The sequence below is a fragment of the Acidithrix sp. C25 genome (assembly GCF_904848545.2).
Map to the genome: position 1 here is coordinate 754,146 of NZ_CAJHCI020000006.1, position 16,288 is coordinate 770,433.

The following is a 16,288-nucleotide window of genomic DNA, read 5'->3' on the forward strand; positions in this document are numbered from 1 at the left end:
CAAAAGGCGATCCCGGAGGGCCTACCTCCATCATCTATGTAGCATTGCAGTGTGATTGTTATCAGCTTCTACATGATTTACAACCTCTTTCATTCATGACGCACGTCGAAAGTTGGGTTGAGCTCGCCGAGGGACGAGGTATCACCCGGGAGCGCTATCGCGGCACTTCGGATTTAACGGTGGCTAGAGGTTAAAGTTCCATTTTTATGAAGTCGCTTTGGAAGTGGTACAGGGGTTCTGCCAGAATGGGATTTGACAAAACTCACAATGGAGAGCCCCTGTGGAAAAAGATCATAAAGCAATTTCTAAAATCTTGGTTGGTTTAGTTGATATTAATTTGATACGCGTTGAAGATAATCTTGGTGAACCGCTCCATGTTCACATTGAGTGTTCTAATTCACAAAAGCAATGTCCAACCGCTGAAGGCAAAGTTCACCATAATGGCCTCAGAGTTGTTGAGGTTGTAGACCTACCGTCTTTTGGTCGCAAGGTTATTCTTTTTTAGTCTAAGCACAGATGGCGATGTGCAAACAAACACTGCCCCCAACTTCTCTTTTAGTGATGATGATCCAAAAATAGCTCAATTTCAAATACCCACAAGGTCGTCTTCGCCTAAGTGATCGGGCGGCTAGATGGGCAACTTATGCTGTTGGAGCCCAGCGTCGTAGCGTTTCTTGTGTGGCTAAGGAACTTGGCTGTGATTGGCATACGATAAATGACGCAGTCGTTGCCTATGGAGCTGCATTGGTGGATGATCCTTCACGTTTTGGTGCTGTGGATGCTCTGGGACTAGACGAGGTCTTGTTCTACCGTGAAGGTAAGTATCACAAACAGAATTGGGCTACAACTATTTCTAGATGTGAGACGTGGTGTAGCTTTAGATGTTGTAGCGGGTCGAGGCGGAGCCAATCCAAAGGCTTGGATTGAAAGTCAAGAACAAAGCTGGCGTGATGGAGTTAAATGGGGAACCCTCGATCTATCTGGTGGTTACAAAGCCGTATTTAGAAAGGCTCTGCCAAAGACAACCCTTGTAGCCGATCCATTTCACCTGATCAAGCTGGCCAACCAACGAATCGATGAAACTAGGCGTCGAGTTCAGAACGAGCTCTATGGGTCACGCGCAAGAGCAGGTGATCCTTTGTATAGAATACGACGATTACTAACTATGGCAGATGAACGATTGACTAGTTATGCCAAAGATAAGCTCGTTGGACTACTCAAAGCCGATGATCCAGGCAATGAGGTTGCTACTGCTTGGCAGGCCAAAGAGGCCCTAAGGGAGCTATATACCATTTCTGACCCGAGCCTCAAACCTCCGGTAATAGCGAATTACATCAATGTCAAGATTTTGGCTCGATCTGATAAGTAATTGGTCGGTTGTCACCGCTAAGGCGCGGTGGGTTAGCGTTGAGTTGTTCTATGAGCAGACTAAGGGCTCGATTGATGCGGGGAGCATCAGGCTGACGAATGGTAACGGTAATTGCTCTTGGGCTATAGCGGATCTCACCGGGCTGATGAAGCAAGTTACGAGTAATGCTCCGGTACTCATTTAGATCACAGAGATAGTTGTTGAGCGTTCGAGCCAAGTCAAGTTCTGCGTTGTAAGCGAGCAAGCTACAGACCATCTGTAAGGCCCGGCGATTGGTGACAGGCCAAGCTCTAGTGGCGTTGGGATCGATATCGGTAGCGGGGATCTTGGCGGGGATAGCTTTGAGTGCAACTCTTGCTTCCTCGAAGACCACACGTGCCACCTCGAGTTGACGCGAGAGACTATCAAGAGTGTTGTTTTTCTCTTTGATGTCGGCAGTTTGGGTAGTAGCGTTTCTTCCAATAGATCTCTCAAGCTCTGCAACAGCTAATTCAGCGCTCTTGAGTGCGTTATGGGCTTGAGTGCGCATGGGATTGGTTACCTTGGCTACATTAGGGCGGCGATCCATGCGATAGTCACACAACCAACCAATGCCGTGGTGGTCTTGTAAGTACTTGAAGCTGTTTTCGATGCGCCACCGCGATCTCAGGGTGTGTGCTAGGCGAGCAGCACTGCTCACCAAATCAGAGGTGAGGATCTGCAATGCCACCTGACCATCCTCATAGATGCTGATCTGGCGGAGCGCTCCGACATCTTCTAGATGAAGAGTCTCTGATGCTACTTGGATGTAGTGTCGATATCCATCTATGGTTACCCATGAGTGTTTAGGTAAAACACTAGGTACCTCAAGAGGGGCACGGCGATAGGTGACCCAGTCGAAGCCGGCCTTGTTCAACTCGGCAAAGACCTTGGGGTAGGCACCACCCCGGTCAAAGCCGACCATCACCGGGCGGTCCCCACAGATGACCCGTAGCTGTTCAAGAGGACCCCACATGGTTTTGGAGAGCGACGACGGTGCTCCAGATGAAAAACAGATGGCCCGCCAATTCTCATCGACGATTAACGTGTCGTTCCTACCTGGCTCGCCGCGTCGTCGGCGGGTATTCCAACCTTTAGCCAGTGGAGCAGACCCGGTATAGGCAACGAAGTGATCGTCAACAAAGAACACTTCCGGAGCGCTATCGTCGGCCTCTAGCATTGCCTTGGCTAGAGCTACTTGTACTCTAAGAGGATCAATCTCCTCGGCAAGGCCAGCGAGCCGGGGGCGCAGGGTTCGAAGATGAGGAAAGCGTTCCAAGCCGACCAGTGCTCCGGCGTCAGTGTCCAATAGGTGCTTGGTTCCCTCTAGTGACGATGCACCAAGTGCGAATCCAAAGGTTGCAACAAGCAACGTGGCGCTCACGTCGTAGCGGCGTGCGCTACCTGATGGCAACACACCGAACACAGCACTGGCACCCACTCGATCAAAAAAGCCATGCAAAAGCATCGCCCCTGCATAGGCACTTTGGCGGATCCCATCGCTGATGCGGGTAACTACTAGATTGTCGGTGTCGCTACTGTTTCCAAGATCGGGCTTTACTATGGCGGATTCGACTTCTATGTTTGCTTGATCGGGCTTTTCAACCCCATCAATGACACTGAGGCGTAGTTGTTCGGACTCAGGGCGAACTCGCCGTGCCAGAAGACGGCTCACAGTGGCGGTCGAGACCGAAATTGCAGCGGCGATCTCGGTCCCTGGACGGTTTGCATCCGCCATGGCATAGGCCTGAGCAATCGCCTCATCACTGAGAAGCCGGGGTCGTCCCATAGGTGGGACCAAAGCGGCGGAACCGCCCTTGGATGCTCTGCCGCGCAATCTCGAGATGTATTCGGGTCGCAACTCAAAGAGAGCAGCCACCTCTAAGCCCGAGGCTCCTGCCGAAGTAAGTGCCACGATGGCCAAGTTTCGCATTCCTAGGTCCGCTGGATCGTAGACGAAAACTGCCCGAGGCCCCCAGCTCACCACCATCTCGCCGTTTACCATCGTCTTAGTGAGCTTGAATGGCGCAGGCATACCCGGAAGCAATTCGATTTGTTCTCGGCGTTTTCTCATCTCCTTATCATAGCACTATTGAACGACTTATGCAATTCCTAACATAAAAGAAATCGCTGTTCAAAACGGGGATTGTGGCTCAACTACCGGAGGTCTGAGGCTCTTAATGGGTGGTCATATTCGGTGATATCTATCATCAGCTATCAGTGCTTGAAGTTGGTCGACCGAATTGCGAATGGTCAAAAGTGTTCTTATTTCGTTCGATTCGGTTAATGCCCTGATCAAACGCCATCCTTTTGCAATTTGTAAATTCCAATACCTAGTTTAAGCCCCCCCCCATACGCCAAGGCGACTTTAGCATTAGGATTATCCTTTTATCGACGTGATCATGGGCATTGCTTTTTAGAAGAAGCGAAGCGGTCAAGGCAGTGGGAATCTTCCAAAGTGATCATTGCGATCGATATTGATCAATTTTCTATATATGGTACGGTGATTTATGAAATTGTTTCGTTTGTCAGGAACGTCAGTACTTATCGCCCTTCTAACTATGGTTTTGGCTAGCTGTGGATCTAGCAAATCTGTTTCTCCACCGAAAAGTTCCTTGACCGAGGTGCCCCTTAGCAAAGTTTTGAGATCTTATACACCAAAGATCAACGTTGGCTCGCCGGTCAACGTGAATTGGGGCAATACTCCAAATTTGAATCTGAGCGGAGCTGTAGATATTACCAAATTTGGCTCTATTTATCGGGCTGAGTTCAATGGGTCAACGAGCCAGATCTTTGTAAGACCAACGCCCAAGTCTAACTTCGCCGCACTAGGAACGATCGACGGCGAGATTCTACAGTTGCAATTTCCTAGTCAAAAGTACGGATTTGCTTTGGTTCGAAACCCAAGTTCAAATCCGTCTGGTATTGCAACACTTACAACACTCTATTCAAGTAGTGATGGTGGAAAGAAGTGGGCAATGGTCTCTACGGGTCTGCTCACACAGATTCACTTCTTCAGCCCCCAAGATGGCGTTGGCGTTACCTCAGTGACAAACTCTACAGCTGATCAACCACCAAGTGATGCGATTGAGACAACGACTGACGAGGGAAAGAACTGGCGCATGACTCAAATATTAGCAATAGCATCATCAAATGGCGCTCTCATTAATAGTTCCAGTTTTTCTTTTCCTTCTCAAGAGGTTGGCTTTTTAGCTATCGCTAGTCAGCCAGGCGCCGGCTCTCAAGCTAAGACACTATTGACTACACACAATGGTGGCACAACTTGGAAAGTTGTATCAACTGCAGGTTTTTCCAATACCACGAGTGGTCTACCTATAACTGGGTACTTGGAAGAGGTCACCTTTACTTCGCCAACAAACGGATACCTCGTCGTAGCCAGGGGACCTCGAGGTGCAGTTTATTCAAGCACCGATGGTGGTATTAGCTGGTCTACCGATCAGATATTGCCGGCGTCACCTAGTCCATCTACCTCAATTGCATATTATCGACATACGACACCTTATGGTCCATTGGCAATTACGAACTTTGGAGCAGTTTGGAGTTCCAATTCTGCAAATACTTGGAAACAAGTCTTTCCCTCCTATTGGCCATCTCAGCTTTCATTTGCCGATCAGATCCTTAGTGGCCTAACCTTAGATGGCTGGGGAGTCGTAATTCCACTCGATTCTTCCAAGGCTGTTAGTTTTACCTCCATACCAGCTTCAAATCCGATTTACTTCAAAGACTTTAGTTCCGGTGAGGTCGCTATCTCCGGAGGCAATTATTGGCTAAAGACGCGGTCTGGGCCTTGGAAAGATATTCTGATTCCAAATGCGGGGCAAGTGCTCTTCTCAGATTTCCTTTCGCCTAATAATGGCATTTTGGTGACAACTGCGAAGAGAGACAAGATCGTTGCTACCTCTGATGGAGGATCTACATGGCGTGGCGTCCAAGCGCCATTTATGCCAATTTCTCTTGATATGTTGTCGACTAACAATTGGTGGGTGATCGGCGGCGTTCAAGGTCCACTTCTGAACAATCCCTATAAGAAGAATGTAAGGGTAACCACCTATTCGCTCTACCACACGACTGATGGAGGGAAAACCTGGAAGAGGTTTACCTCTAGTTATTGGTCAAATCTCGGTCCCTACGGAATCAAATTCCAAAGCGCATCGATTGGTTATTTTTGGACCTCTCAACAACTACTAGTAACTCTTGACGGCGGTAAATCATTCAAGGCTAGGCCGCTTCCTAGTTGGCTGCAGATCTCTTCAGATCATGGACTAGTTCCGACTGGTAGTTCTTCGGCGGTGGTAACCGACGGCTCTCTTCCTCTGTTTAGGACAAATGACAATGGGGCTAGCTTTAGCGCTATCTCATAAGGAGATTGGCAGTTGAATCTCCAACCAATATGGTCTCTTGCGACAAGAGACCATAGGCCGATCGTCAAGAGTGGCTTCGTCTAAGGGTATAACTGGGCGGCAAAGCTAGCGAAGGACTTCGGCGAGTGTGGTCGACGGCTACGAGTTGCACGAAATCACTCTGTTCTGATTTGGTGGTGGGTCGCCCACCTCTTACTATGGTGCATTTGTTGGATCATCCTTGGTACTGTTTAGTGAAAGTGAATTTAATATCGAGTTCTTGCGTTAATTGTCGCTCCTTTTTTGGTCTTCAAATAAGGCTAGGTTTGACGTAGCTTCAATCGATTAGTCCGAACAATTACGCGCCACTCGAAGAGATTGCTGCGCGAAGCACCTTTAGCTATCGGTTAGTGCGAGGATTACTCTTCCATGCTGACGTGATTACTCTTCGCAAGCAACGAGACCTTGTAAGGTCATTTTTAAGGGTGTTTGGGCGGACGGGCTCAGCCCGTTTACTTCAATATCGTATAGATCGAATATGCTTCACCAATCCAAAGTCGTGACTCGACTTTGGATTGGTGGAGTCAAAGAATTGAATGGTCACGGGTATGAGTGGATCAGCGTTATGGCTTATCGGGAATGAACGGTCCTTTCGTCTGAAACCGCATCGATTCCTCCAGAAAAGACCTCGAGGGATGGATGGAGGCCGATCCAAATCTTGTGGCATGATGGAATCGAAGTGATGCGCAGTCAACTGAACTTGGGAAGTGCATTTCTTGACTTATAGTGCATTAAGTAGCCCGGTACTTGGATCATTATTGAGCTAAAAAAGCATCGCGTCGCGAGAGGCCATCACACAGGGAATCGATTATGCGACAAGACTATCGGAGCTCTCAATTGGCAAGGAATGAGAACCAAGAACGCATAACGGTACATACCTATGTCAAAGGTTCCGACATAAAAACGGTCAACGCGGCCTACATGCGCCAAACATGTCCTAATCCAAAGTGGGGGTATATCTCTTTAGACAACCGAAACGGGGATATGTTTCACTGTCGCAATCCTTATTTGGATTGCAACTGGCTGGGTGATGTGGACTACGTAGCATCCATGAATATCAAATCAAGGGTTGAAGATCACCAGATCAGCCGGTTCACTCCTTATAGAGAAGTGAAAAAGATCCTTGATGAGATTCCTACGCCGAATGGAAAGCCAAAACGTCAAAACAGATGTCAAGACTACCGCTCAGGTGAGGACTACAAGCAAACCATTGCGACGCAAGTCGAACATGTAAGATGGGCAACTACCAATTCTCATTAGTTCTGTTCTTGTGGACAGGAAAGAATACACGAGGGTTGCTTGAGAGCGAAAAGAAACGAAACGAAATGTATATTAATGTATATGAATTTTGGAGCGGAACCTTCCTGGTCATTCGAGCGGATTCGAAGTTTCCAATTGAATCCCAACCACTTGACGAGTCGAAAGCTTAGATGTCCGTGTCAACTCACCTTCAAAGGGTTAAATCGCCGCCAGTACTATACAGATAATGATATTTTTATATCATTATCTGTATGCTTGATTGCGTGAAAACAAGCGTGCTATTGCAAACACTGGACAAGTGGGACAGGCATGGGGTTTGGGCTTTCGATGTGCCTCGACTCAAATTGCTATTTGATGACTCACCTGGCGACCTTCAGCAATCCCTCAAGCATCAAACTCGAGCAGGCAATATCGGGTTCTCCTAACATAGATGTGGATCAAGCAACCCTTTCGTAGGGGAGCTTGAGATCAATCGGACCGCATGAAAGCATCACCAAGCCAAGTGTTGATTTTGCAGAGTGAAGACCATAGCATCTAGCAATGGCGGATCTAATATATTGTTTAGACCCTCAAGCCTTCCGTTGGAGACACCCTTTTCAAGCTAGGGGGCTCAATAGCAGCCATAATTCCATCTTTATGGATTCGAATTGTCTTTGACAATCTGACAAAGCTAGGTATCTGTGATCGTGAAGCACGAGCACACCAGGAATCCAAGAACTCAGCTACTTCGTCATTGGATAATCCACTACCGAATATCCCTCTTAGGGATTCTTTCATCTCTAAGGGCTTTAGAAGTATTGCAGCGGTTGACTTTATTTGACGTAGAGTCTCATTTTGGCGTTGAGTCAAATCACCAGGATTCTTTAGTAATGCCCATCTTGCACTCACAAACCTACGGGCGTAATCTGGAGTAGGAAGTTTTCTCAGTTGGCGCCATAGGTCGCATCTTACCTCCTCCAGGGCCTCAGTGCCCAATTTAACGACATGAAAAGGATCGAGGTTGCGACCTAAGTATCTGGTGTGCGATCAGCGAAAGCTTTAGCAAAAGCTGGTCCCATGTCCACTGTTGCTACTTGTGTGAGAGCTTGGAACGTTGCGAACCAAGCTCACATAAGAACCCATCTAGACTCTTAGCGCTTTTTCCTTCTGCTCCATAGACGATCTTTCCAGTTTCATGATCTGTTACGGGCTCTAAATAACTTGGGTTATGTACTTATGGTGTTTACGATAGGAAATCTCATCTACCTCTATTATTGAGAGCTTCTCTAGTCGCTTTGGATCGATCTCTTTGGCTACTACTCTCTCACAGATCGTACCAACTGTTTTCTGAGCAATCCGGGTGAGCTTCGTAACTGTTGTTTTATCCATCTTTGCGGTTGAGCCGGCAACTATAGAGCTCACACTCTGACTTGCTCCTTGAAATCAAGCAAAGAGTATGGGAATGTCGTCGTGTTGAGATAGTCGACTAATTCCTTTGTGACTGGTTCAATCTTGGGAATGAAGCGATTGTGGGTTACAGCAGAGCGCCCTTGCTTCCAAACGTGTTCCTGGGGATTGAGTTGCGGAGAATACGGAGGGAAATGGACTGCTTCGATGTGATGCTCCCTAATTGCCTCTTGAGCGACGCTCCCTCTGTGCCATCCTGCCCCATCCCATATAAGCAGAATCTTCTCTCTTGGGTAGATCTTGCGGATCGCCAGCAGTATGGCCGCTGTTTCATGCATAGTCTGGCGCTCTGTTGCAAATGCATGCTCCTTGCCTGTCTTGAGGTTTAAAAACCCATAGATGCTCCGGTTCATTCTGGTTCCATTGGTCTCAATTACAGCTGGTGTGGTTCCTTTCGGTATCCACACTTTCTGAGTAGTTGTCGCCTGAGTGAGAACCATCTCGTCTTCACAGAGAATCACCGTATCTGGATCAGAGAATGCCTCTTTCAGACGTTCTTGCTGCTCGTCTTTCCATTCAGCTACCGCTTGTGGATCAGCCTTCTCGTACTGTTTGCCCGGCAGATGGAAGCTGAACTTACTTTCCCGAAACAGAACGTAATAGCTAGTCCTAGAGGCATAGAGAACACCGTATCTGCGCTTGAGTACTGTAGCCAGGATCCGTGTTGACCAAAACGGGGAACTGCTATAGCCGTGGTCATTGGGAGTTGTAGTCGTGAGCATGATTGCCACTTCATCTCTTTGAGACTTTGAGAGAAGTACCGGAGCGTTGTTATGGCGCTTGTCCTTGAATGCCTCAGTGCCAACGCTGCGGAATGACCGTCGAATTCGCTGTACATGCTTGACAGAGAGGGCTGTCCTGTTGAGGGGACTCCCATCTTCAAGGGTGAGAACTGCCAGCGCCCGCTTATATTCGTCGATGTTTTCAGTCTTCGCCATGAATGCTTCAATAGTGGCGAGTTCCTCGGGTGTAAGCATGTCATGAGAAGATTAACACACCCCACAAGAAATTAAAAGGGCTCATTGGAGCATTTCAGAGTGTTATGCGAATAGATGTTCAAAGTCTCTCGTGAAGCGAGATTTGCGATACCGGTCACCCAAATGGCACTGACTCAGTGATTACTCCATGATTGGGGCATTTCGGTCTCCGTAGGGCACAAGAGATCCAAGTACGACGTATTCCCATGTCAAGATGTCTCCAGCGAGAGTTGATAAGTTCTGATGTCGTAGCGGTATTTTGTTTTGAATTTACGGCTTATTCAACAACACGGTGGACATGCGAGTTTGGATCGTGCAAGTTTGACATCTACAACAATTTCATCTTTTGAGATAAAAATATCGTTGACAATGACACCTTTAACGTCAAGCAACTGCTTGACTAGAGAGTTAGCGTGCACGGTTAGATCTCCTAAATCTGTGTGTTAGTAACTTCAAATTTAGAGGTCACAAACCGTGCACGTTTCATTCAATGCTTTTAAAGACCCAAAAGTTCTTATCGTACAGGCGTTACTTATCAGTTATGGGGTCTTAGTGACCCACATGAGGGTTAGGAGAGCCCAATATCGTGCGTATCGCTCGTGGGATATATGTAAATCCCAGAGCAAGAAGTATGCCAGCTGAGCCCCTTCTCGCTTTGGCATCCATCATTAGACCATTTGATTTTTCATACCTCTCTCTCGAATCGGTACTGTCCGATGCAGGATGGATTTCGCAGATAGCGCAGAGATATACGCTTATGTCCACAGGACGAAGCTCCGTATTTTACACACCATATTGCGTGCTTGAATTTACTCACACGTCGCGAAAGGTACGATCACCAGAGATTGTTTTCGATAGGAGCAGAGATATTCATGTCGCAACTCCAAAACGTGCATATGAAGACCTACGTTTCACCAAGCGCAACCTAACGATGGTTGAGCTAATGGAAACCACGGTATCATGATGGCAGCCGAGTTTACTTCATTGCTTGAGATGGCTCAGGAGATCGCAAGGGAAAGGCAGGCGAGCGTACCCGCGGTGGTGAAGGAACTCTTGCACTACGAAATCCTTTAGGCGCTACTTCAAAGGGGACAACGGCAATGTATTTACGACACTATCGAACTTGCACTACGAAATCCTTCAGGCGCTACTTCAAAGTGGGAGTGCGTCAACCTTGGTCTTGACGGGCGGAACAGCACTGCGCCTTTGCTACGGCGGAGTTCTTTATTCCGAGGATTTAGATTTTGCTGGTGGACTAGATTTTGATCCCTCCCAAATGAAGCCTTTTATGGAACGGCTAAAAGACAACGTGGGGGCTACGTATGGGCTATTGGCGGAGGTAGATGAATACCTTCCTAATGGAAATGACAGTGTGCATGTCAGCCGATGGAAGTCAAAGATTTTGCTGCCAAACTTTGATAGGTCTCTGAAACAGAATTATGTCATTCACCTTGAAGTGGCAAGGATTTCTTCCTGTACCGGCGAAGTGCGACCAATTCAAGTTATTTCCAACAATGTCTCATTTGGCTACAGGTCTCTCATGCTCAGAGTCGAATCTAAAGTGGAAATTCTGGCAGACAAGATCGTTGCGCTCGGAGCACGCGACCATGTCAAGCCTAGGGACCTATGGGATATTCATATGCTCGCCCAGGATGCAGTCCTACTAAATGGCGACTTTGTGCGCTCCAAGATAAACGACTATCATCTCGATTATGCTCGTTTTCTCCAACAGTTGGCCGAAAGGGTTGCGCTGCTTAGAAAACCGCTCACGGTTAGTGGATTCCAGAAAGAGATGTCACGGTTTCTTGATGCTCAAATCCAGACATTTATCCGTGAGCCACGATATGTACACGACATTTTAGAAGTGGTCATCGGTGTGGCAGAAGCAGCTATTGGTGAACTCGAGGGGACCGCCCCATAGGTTCCATAGAAGTTCAGGCTACTTGCTGCCTAGAAGCTGTGTTCGACATATATCTTCTATTAGCGATAGAAGATATATGTCGCTTCAAGGTTGCAAGATGCGCATGTGACAAGCGGGCATCTAATTAGGGAGAAAAACTATGGAATTGAACAAAAGGCAGCCAACCATAAAGGGACCATCTGACTGGTTCACCGGTGACGTCTATCTAGATCGTCTTGCTAATGGTGGTGAACTCTCGCCTTTATCGGTTGGCTCCGTCCACTTCACCCCAGGTGCGAGGACGGCTTGGCATTCCCATCGCGGAGGCCAAACACTATACGTTACCGAGGGCAAGGGTCTCATTCAGGCACACGATGGCGAGGTCCTAGAGGTTACATCCGGTGACGTAGTCGTTTCAGGCGACGGAGAATTACATTGGCATGGTGCCACGCCGGATTACTATATGACGCACATCTCTATGACAATCGGTGAAGCGACTTGGGGACAACACGTCACGGATGCACAATACTTCGGTCCTTCTAAGTAGTCAAGGTTAGGGCAGCTACAAATGCGAAATTAATTGGCCTTTGGAGTTTGCAAGTTGCATTCTTGGGGCTCCAAAGCTGAATCAACCAACGGAACACAAACCGCAACTCGACATAGGGTTTGGTATCTTAAACGACGTATCCGTTAGTGATGCAACTTGTGAGTGGGATATAGATTCGATGGAAATTTTTCAAAATACTAAATCCGGGTAACCTCGCTTCACCGAAAATGGTAGCCAACTAGTCAAATGGTGCAGTAAGCGAGGTATGAGTCAAAGCGTTTGATGTCAAAGCGTTTGATTAAGTGTGCGACCCGGAATGTGACCCACAATTTGACCCGGAACGGCTTTCGGTGATCAACGGCTTTTCTTGCGAAACTGCCACCGTGAACATACCCACCCAATCAACGCAAGTCACACCAAAAGGTGCAGTGCCGTAAGGCCAGAGCCCGAAGTAGTGCCCAGAACCGGGCCTTGTCTGAGACATCTCAGACAAGCAAGCCGAAACTAGCGAACTCATCTACCAGTGCTAATTCATTAGCACCAGACCAGTCGGTCGCGGTGGCATGATGGAAGCGATGTTAGGTAACCCCAACCAAACATACGGAGCCAGAATCCCCGTCCGTAAGGGCGGGGAGGTTCACCAGTGCTGATGCATGTGATCTAAAAATCAACTTTGGGTTACCGCTCTATTATATTACTGTTGCCCAAAGAGCACCAAGGAGGCAGAGAGATGACGTTTAAACTTTTAAAGCAGGGCAACAGTGGGACTAAGGTGGTGATTATGATTGTCGGCTCAGTCGTGGCACTCATCCTCCTAACCTTTGCTATCATCGCCTCGAATCCATCTTCAAAATCACAGAAAACAACGGTGAGTAAAAGTTCAAAGAAAAGTACTGCTCAAAGTACCAAAGCGACTAATCAAGCCGCTGTCAGGTCTGATACCGTCAAATCTACCTCTACCACCTTGATTACCACTACAACTACCTCTGTCGCAACCAATATGTCGACCATTACCACCTTCCCGCCTTCATCGTCGGTGGCCAAGTCTTTGACGACGTTCGTAGGAAATCTGTCTGGCACCGAATCGAGCGCTGCGAGTGCGGCACAGATCACCTACCATGGCTTCATATTGAGTCCGGCAGTACTTGATGGGCAGACCCCAGTTGCACTGGCAGCCTTTTCCTATGACCCGAATTCACTCAACGTCAAAGTTATGGCTTACCAGCAGGGGCAATGGACTGTAGTTGCCGAACTCGCTCGACCTTCTGATGAACCTGCCGCTGTTGACCCCAGCTTTCCGTGGATGGTGACTGCCTCATATTCACCAGGAATCACGGTTGGTGATGTAACGAATAATCGAAAGCCTACCTTTTTGATCCCGTTAGACTTTGCCGACAATATTCCTGGAGCCTTCGTAATCCAAACCTCACCTGTCTCGATATCAAGCTGGCAATATGCTAACTTTTACCCTTTTGGAAAAGCCACTCCTACAAATGTCTTAGCCCGTAATCCATCCTTTGTAGGCACCGAAATCAGAAGTACCTACAACAACTGCAACCCCGACTGCGCCTCAGGCACGGTTACTGCGCAATATTGGCAATTCGACCAAACAAAACAAGCATTTAGAATGCAGGCTCCTAGTTGATTGGCCTTCTATTATGTGAGCGTATCAGTCATACCCAAGTGTAGAAAAGCCTTTGAAAATCCAAAGGGCACAAGTCCAAGCAGTATTTCAAGAAGATTACCAATATAGGTCAGGTGCTAAATGCCAGAGCTTGATCAGCGAAATTGCTCGGGGCTCTTTTGATATTTTAGGCTAGTGGCGCACTCGTGATGCAGACCACGGTGATTTAGAACACGTGGCCCTTTGTCTGCAAATACGATCGTCCGAGCTCGTTATGAGAGCGTCAAAAAGGAGAAGTGGCTCTCGTCTTGGCGGTAATGACGCTAACCGAATCTGATACCGTGCGCCTATTGTAAAAGAGATTCTTTACGTAGAGCGTCCAACCCTTTGATCTAATGGTTCCCAAGGGACAAATTATCGGGCTAAGGAAAAAGTACGATGGGTAATCTGCAGCCGATTTCACCGGTTGAGGAACTAACGGAAGCTTTTAATGCGCCAAATTGAGACTAACAACGCTTGCGAACGTGACTACAAACGGGAAGCAATGGAAAGTTTATGCATAAATATAATTCGACGACTTAAGAGAGCTAATACTAAATTTCAGGTACATTAATGTTGGTGGTGACTTTAGGCGTAGAATGCTCGCAAGATTTAGGATTTGGTGATCGCAAGTCGTTGAAAAGTCGGTACCTAAAAATCCATGCAGTCCACTCTAGGTCGAGCGCATTCTCGTATAATCGAGCTAAGGTCGGATCGACCTTAGCTTTACACTGTGGCGTTCGCCTTGGCTGCGCGCTTACACCTCGGCTTAGACCAGGACTGTCGTAGCACCTATACTCCCGACCATGACCGTCTGGGCCAAAAGCGGTCTCGCCGGTCCCGTGAGGACCTCCTCACACGTTTTCCAGCCCTTAATGAGCAGGAAGAGGGGTCCAATCAGCCCAAATGCTGAAGCAGCTGGAAAAGTTCGCCCAAGCCGACTATGCAAGTACTGATCTCCTTGATGCCGTCTACCAGTTCCAACAACGCCAGGCGCGGTACCGAGATTACGTCCGGAGCCATCGGGAGGATCCGGCCCCTTTGTTGGGACTTTCACTGTCGGAGGAAACGTCATCGACACTACCGCCTGCTCGATGCCGAGGAGGCGACTCTCCCTAGCAAAGGCGTCAACCACCAACTCGATCGGGCATGAGGCCGATCTTTACAACCCGAGGCTCGAAGGATCACGCATATTGTCAGCAGACTGAGCGCGATAATTCCAGACGAATCAAATGTTTGCTCGACGATGCCTTGTACGACCGAACAAGCGGGATCGGCGAACCTGAACCGCTCAGGCACGAGATACCTGGCACCTGGTCGCAGCGAATCACCAAGGGGCATTGGTTCGTCTGCCAACTGTTCGACGCGGACCTCTTGCTCCTTCAGTCCTACTATCACTTCGAGAAGTCATGACCCAGGTGATCGTGCTGAATGGCGGTTCGAGCTCAGGAAAGTCCTCGATTGCGCGAGCCCTTCAGGACATCTTGCCCAAAGTTTGGTTGACCTTCGGAGTGGACGCCCTGATCGAGGCGCTCCCTGGTAGAGGTGACGATCCCCGATCGGGATTGGTCCTCGAATCGGACGGCACCGTGACCATCCAGCCCGAGTTCCGAGCCCTCGAGGACGTCTGGTACGCAGGCCTGGCATTCATGACTCATAACGGTGCATCGTTAATTCTCGATGAAGTCCTTCTGACCGGAGGTATAGGGCAACGACGACTGCAAGGCGCATTGACCGGTCTTGACGTGTTGTGGATCGGAGTTCACTGCGACCCGAATGCGGCTGCCATGCGCGAAATAACCCGATCCGATCGCGTTCAGGGAATGGCAATGGCACAGGCACTTGCAGTGCATGAGGAGGTCATGTGCGACATCGAAGTCGATACTACCGATTACTCCGCTTTGGAATGCGCTCGCCGGATTACTCTTCGCGTCACTTCGTGATGCCTGAACACGAAAAGATCTGCCAACACGTGCTGGTGCCCATAAGGAATGCTGACAACGGATGGCTTTCCGGTACCTCTGGTGGTACCAGTTCCCCAGACTCGAATCTGGTAGGCATCCCGCGATATAACCAGTCGTTACGCGCTCGCGACCAATCTCCTGAACTGCAATTGGAAGGCTCCCTATTTAACGATCCGCTATTAATACGAGCTTGGTATCCATAACGTAGATGGAGGAAATTATTGTGAAGTCCAAAAGGCTATCCGTTTCGCCCGGAGTAAGCCAGGGACAGGCTCTTTCAGTCATCCGCTATTACCAAATAACAAAATTGCTCTAGCGTTTTCCCTGGAGTCGTTAGCCCCTAAAAACAACTTGGTCCAAAAATAACATAAATTCTGGACCATCAAATGAGGTCCCGCCAGCTCCATCAAGTATCTTCAATGACTATTTGATTTAGTCGGTAGCAGCAGTAGCAAACCGTTCGTGATAGTCGTCAAAGATTGTTGAATGGTGTATAGGCGCTTCGCGTTTATGTACAATTCAATATTCCCTTGCGAACCGATCGGCGAAGATTAAATAACCATTGTCGCCGAGAAATCGGAGAGTCAAAAACGGCTCAAAATAGCAAAGTTACCATTAATCTGAAAGCAGGCAGATGCGTCAACTATCCAGACATTTACGGTTATTGATCGATCGAGACTGGCGAAATGTTTAGGCATGTTGGACCGATCCACCATGACGCGC

General features: G+C 48.3%; 14 protein-coding genes and 1 pseudogene. 10 read left to right on the forward strand and 5 right to left on the reverse strand.

Features of this window, described 5'->3' with window-relative positions; all coding sequences use genetic code 11:
* Positions 1-280 precede the first annotated feature (280 nt).
* Both ACIDITHRIX25_RS72460 and ACIDITHRIX25_RS72465 read left to right on the forward strand, forming a co-directional pair.
* Positions 281-505, forward strand: coding sequence for a hypothetical protein (locus ACIDITHRIX25_RS72460; protein WP_052605506.1), 225 nt, complete (start codon positions 281-283; stop codon positions 503-505).
* A gap of 306 nt (positions 506-811) precedes the next feature.
* The gene (locus ACIDITHRIX25_RS72465) at positions 812-1,369 is read left to right on the forward strand and encodes a transposase (protein WP_052604418.1); all 558 of its coding nucleotides are present in this window, start codon (positions 812-814) and stop codon (positions 1,367-1,369) included.
* Here ACIDITHRIX25_RS72465 and ACIDITHRIX25_RS72470 read toward each other — a convergent pair.
* Complete coding sequence (locus tag ACIDITHRIX25_RS72470; RefSeq protein ID WP_201732521.1) at positions 1,341-3,461, reverse strand: putative transposase; 2,121 nt, start codon at positions 3,459-3,461, stop codon at positions 1,341-1,343. The genes ACIDITHRIX25_RS72465 and ACIDITHRIX25_RS72470 overlap by 29 nt on opposite strands.
* Before the next feature lie 436 nt (positions 3,462-3,897).
* Here ACIDITHRIX25_RS72470 and ACIDITHRIX25_RS72475 point away from each other — a divergent pair, with 436 nt between their 5' ends.
* Positions 3,898-5,769 (forward strand): WD40/YVTN/BNR-like repeat-containing protein, encoded by a 1,872-nt coding sequence (locus ACIDITHRIX25_RS72475; RefSeq protein WP_052604420.1) that lies wholly within the window; start codon positions 3,898-3,900, stop codon positions 5,767-5,769.
* Positions 5,770-6,618: 849 nt separating this feature from the next.
* Complete coding sequence (locus ACIDITHRIX25_RS72480) at positions 6,619-7,068, forward strand: hypothetical protein (protein ID WP_052604421.1); 450 nt, start codon at positions 6,619-6,621, stop codon at positions 7,066-7,068.
* A 561-nt stretch (positions 7,069-7,629) separates the two neighbouring features.
* Here the strand turns inward: ACIDITHRIX25_RS72480 and ACIDITHRIX25_RS72485 are convergent.
* The 3 genes and pseudogenes from ACIDITHRIX25_RS72485 to ACIDITHRIX25_RS72495 all read right to left on the reverse strand — a co-directional run.
* Positions 7,630-8,055, reverse strand: a pseudogene (locus ACIDITHRIX25_RS72485) (ISL3 family transposase); the annotation flags it as partial.
* 204 nt (positions 8,056-8,259) lie between these two features.
* Positions 8,260-8,469 carry a hypothetical protein gene (locus ACIDITHRIX25_RS72490; RefSeq protein WP_201732523.1) on the reverse strand — a complete coding sequence of 70 codons (210 nt, stop codon included), beginning with the start codon at positions 8,467-8,469 and terminating at the stop codon, positions 8,260-8,262.
* Positions 8,466-9,491, reverse strand: coding sequence for an IS630 family transposase (locus ACIDITHRIX25_RS72495; protein WP_201732524.1), 1,026 nt, complete (start codon positions 9,489-9,491; stop codon positions 8,466-8,468). Before ACIDITHRIX25_RS72495 ends, ACIDITHRIX25_RS72490 begins: the two co-directional genes overlap by 4 nt.
* 586 nt (positions 9,492-10,077) lie before the next feature.
* On the opposite strand from ACIDITHRIX25_RS72495, the gene ACIDITHRIX25_RS72500 reads away from it, so the two are divergent.
* The 4 genes from ACIDITHRIX25_RS72500 (at position 10,078) to ACIDITHRIX25_RS72515 (ending at position 13,583) form a co-directional block, all read left to right on the forward strand.
* Complete coding sequence (locus tag ACIDITHRIX25_RS72500) at positions 10,078-10,455, forward strand: hypothetical protein (protein ID WP_052604425.1); 378 nt, start codon at positions 10,078-10,080, stop codon at positions 10,453-10,455.
* 159 nt (positions 10,456-10,614) lie between these two features.
* On the forward strand, positions 10,615-11,412 hold the full coding sequence (locus tag ACIDITHRIX25_RS72505; protein WP_052604426.1) for a nucleotidyl transferase AbiEii/AbiGii toxin family protein: 798 nt from the start codon (positions 10,615-10,617) through the stop codon (positions 11,410-11,412).
* A gap of 139 nt (positions 11,413-11,551) precedes the next feature.
* The gene (locus ACIDITHRIX25_RS72510; protein ID WP_201732525.1) at positions 11,552-11,938 is read left to right on the forward strand and encodes a (R)-mandelonitrile lyase; all 387 of its coding nucleotides are present in this window, start codon (positions 11,552-11,554) and stop codon (positions 11,936-11,938) included.
* A gap of 730 nt (positions 11,939-12,668) precedes the next feature.
* Positions 12,669-13,583, forward strand: coding sequence for a hypothetical protein (locus ACIDITHRIX25_RS72515; protein WP_052604428.1), 915 nt, complete (start codon positions 12,669-12,671; stop codon positions 13,581-13,583).
* Between the two features lie 787 nt (positions 13,584-14,370).
* Here ACIDITHRIX25_RS72515 and ACIDITHRIX25_RS72520 read toward each other — a convergent pair.
* On the reverse strand, positions 14,371-14,736 hold the full coding sequence (locus tag ACIDITHRIX25_RS72520; protein WP_213333398.1) for a hypothetical protein: 366 nt from the start codon (positions 14,734-14,736) through the stop codon (positions 14,371-14,373).
* Between the two features lie 14 nt (positions 14,737-14,750).
* On the opposite strand from ACIDITHRIX25_RS72520, the gene ACIDITHRIX25_RS000000104170 reads away from it, so the two are divergent.
* Positions 14,751-15,014 carry a Txe/YoeB family addiction module toxin gene (locus tag ACIDITHRIX25_RS000000104170; protein WP_082058442.1) on the forward strand — a complete coding sequence of 88 codons (264 nt, stop codon included), beginning with the start codon at positions 14,751-14,753 and terminating at the stop codon, positions 15,012-15,014.
* Entirely contained in the window at positions 14,942-15,544 is a 603-nt protein-coding gene (locus tag ACIDITHRIX25_RS72525) for a chloramphenicol phosphotransferase CPT family protein (protein ID WP_235347549.1), read from the forward strand. The genes ACIDITHRIX25_RS000000104170 and ACIDITHRIX25_RS72525 overlap by 73 nt, the downstream gene beginning before the upstream one ends.
* The last annotated feature ends 744 nt before the right edge of the window (positions 15,545-16,288 follow it).

What these genes read in the sequence shown, in the direction of transcription:
- ACIDITHRIX25_RS72470 (WP_201732521.1), bottom strand. Translation starts at nt 3,461, where the DNA reads ATGAGAAAACGCCGAGAACAAATCGAATTGCTTCCGGGTATGCCTGCG.
- ACIDITHRIX25_RS72475 (WP_052604420.1), top strand. Translation starts at nt 3,898, where the DNA reads ATGAAATTGTTTCGTTTGTCAGGAACGTCAGTACTTATCGCCCTTCTA.
- ACIDITHRIX25_RS72480 (WP_052604421.1), top strand. Translation starts at nt 6,619, where the DNA reads ATGCGACAAGACTATCGGAGCTCTCAATTGGCAAGGAATGAGAACCAA.
- ACIDITHRIX25_RS72495 (WP_201732524.1), bottom strand. Translation starts at nt 9,491, where the DNA reads ATGCTTACACCCGAGGAACTCGCCACTATTGAAGCATTCATGGCGAAG.
- ACIDITHRIX25_RS72510 (WP_201732525.1), top strand. Translation starts at nt 11,552, where the DNA reads ATGGAATTGAACAAAAGGCAGCCAACCATAAAGGGACCATCTGACTGG.
- ACIDITHRIX25_RS72515 (WP_052604428.1), top strand. Translation starts at nt 12,669, where the DNA reads ATGACGTTTAAACTTTTAAAGCAGGGCAACAGTGGGACTAAGGTGGTG.
- ACIDITHRIX25_RS000000104170 (WP_082058442.1), top strand. Translation starts at nt 14,751, where the DNA reads ATGAGGCCGATCTTTACAACCCGAGGCTCGAAGGATCACGCATATTGT.